General features: G+C 53.9%; 1 rRNA gene. It reads left to right on the forward strand.

The features are described from left to right. Positions 1-1,726, forward strand: a 23S ribosomal RNA gene (locus ABRZ28_RS24170); the annotation flags it as partial. Between the last annotated feature and the right edge of the window lie 25 nt (positions 1,727-1,751).

Here is a 1,751-nt window from a genome sequence, read left to right on the forward strand (position 1 = left end):
GTTGGGTAGGGGAGCGTTCTGTAAGCCTGCGAAGGTGGCCTGTGAGGGCTGCTGGAGGTATCAGAAGTGCGAATGCTGACATAAGTAACGATAATGCGGGTGAAAAACCCGCACGCCGGAAGACCAAGGGTTCCTGTCCAACGTTAATCGGGGCAGGGTGAGTCGACCCCTAAGGCGAGGCCGAAAGGCGTAGTCGATGGGAAACGGGTTAATATTCCCGTACTGGTTGTTACTGCGAAGGGGGGACGGAGAAAGCTAGGTTGGCCGGGCGACGGTAGTCCCGGTTTAAGCGTGAAGGTGGGTGTTTTTGGTAAATCCGGAACACCGTTAACACTGAGGCGTGATGACGAGTCACTACGGTGATGAAGTAACCGATGCTACGCTTCCAGGAAAAGCCTCTAAGCTCCAGGTAACAATCAATCGTACCCCAAACCGACACAGGTGGTCAGGTAGAGAATACTCAGGCGCTTGAGAGAACTCGGGTGAAGGAACTAGGCAAAATGGTGCCGTAACTTCGGGAGAAGGCACGCTGGATTCGGTGAAGTCCCTTGCGGATGGAGCTGAGACCAGTCGCAGATACCAGCTGGCTGCAACTGTTTAATAAAAACACAGCACTGTGCAAACACGAAAGTGGACGTATACGGTGTGACGCCTGCCCGGTGCCGGAAGGTTAATTGATGGGGTAAGCAGCAATGCGAAGCTCTTGATCGAAGCCCCGGTAAACGGCGGCCGTAACTATAACGGTCCTAAGGTAGCGAAATTCCTTGTCGGGTAAGTTCCGACCTGCACGAATGGCGTAATGATGGCCAGGCTGTCTCCACCCGAGACTCAGTGAAATTGAACTCGCTGTGAAGATGCAGTGTACCCGCGGCAAGACGGAAAGACCCCGTGAACCTTTACTATAGCTTGACACTGAACCTTGAGCCTTGATGTGTAGGATAGGTGGGAGGCTTTGAAGTGTGGACGCCAGTCTGCATGGAGCCGACCTTGAAATACCACCCTTTAATGTTTGATGTTCTAACGTGGGCCCCTGAGCGGGGTTGCGGACAGTGTCTGGTGGGTAGTTTGACTGGGGCGGTCTCCTCCCAAAGAGTAACGGAGGAGCACGAAGGTTAGCTAATCCTGGTCGGACATCAGGAGGTTAGTGCAAAGGCATAAGCTAGCTTGACTGCGAGAGTGACGGCTCGAGCAGGTGCGAAAGCAGGTCTTAGTGATCCGGTGGTTCTGAATGGAAGGGCCATCGCTCAACGGATAAAAGGTACTCCGGGGATAACAGGCTGATACCGCCCAAGAGTTCATATCGACGGCGGTGTTTGGCACCTCGATGTCGGCTCATCACATCCTGGGGCTGAAGTAGGTCCCAAGGGTATGGCTGTTCGCCATTTAAAGTGGTACGCGAGCTGGGTTTAGAACGTCGTGAGACAGTTCGGTCCCTATCTGCCGTGGGCGTTGGAAGATTGAGAGGGGTTGCTCCTAGTACGAGAGGACCGGAGTGAACGCACCACTGGTGTACGGGTTGTGATGCCAATTGCATTGCCCGGTAGCTACGTGCGGAAGAGATAAGCGCTGAAAGCATCTAAGCGCGAAACTTGCCTCGAGATGAGTCTTCCCTGGGCACTTGATGCCCCTGAAGGGCCGTTGAAGACGACGACGTAGATAGGCTGGGTGTGTAAGTGCAGCGATGCATTGAGCTAACCAGTACTAATGACCCGAGAGGCTTAACCTTACAACACCGAAGGTGTTTTGGTGAG

Origin of the sequence: Brenneria sp. g21c3 (assembly GCF_040240345.1) — a bacterium.
Lineage (GTDB): Bacteria > Pseudomonadota > Gammaproteobacteria > Enterobacterales > Enterobacteriaceae > Brenneria.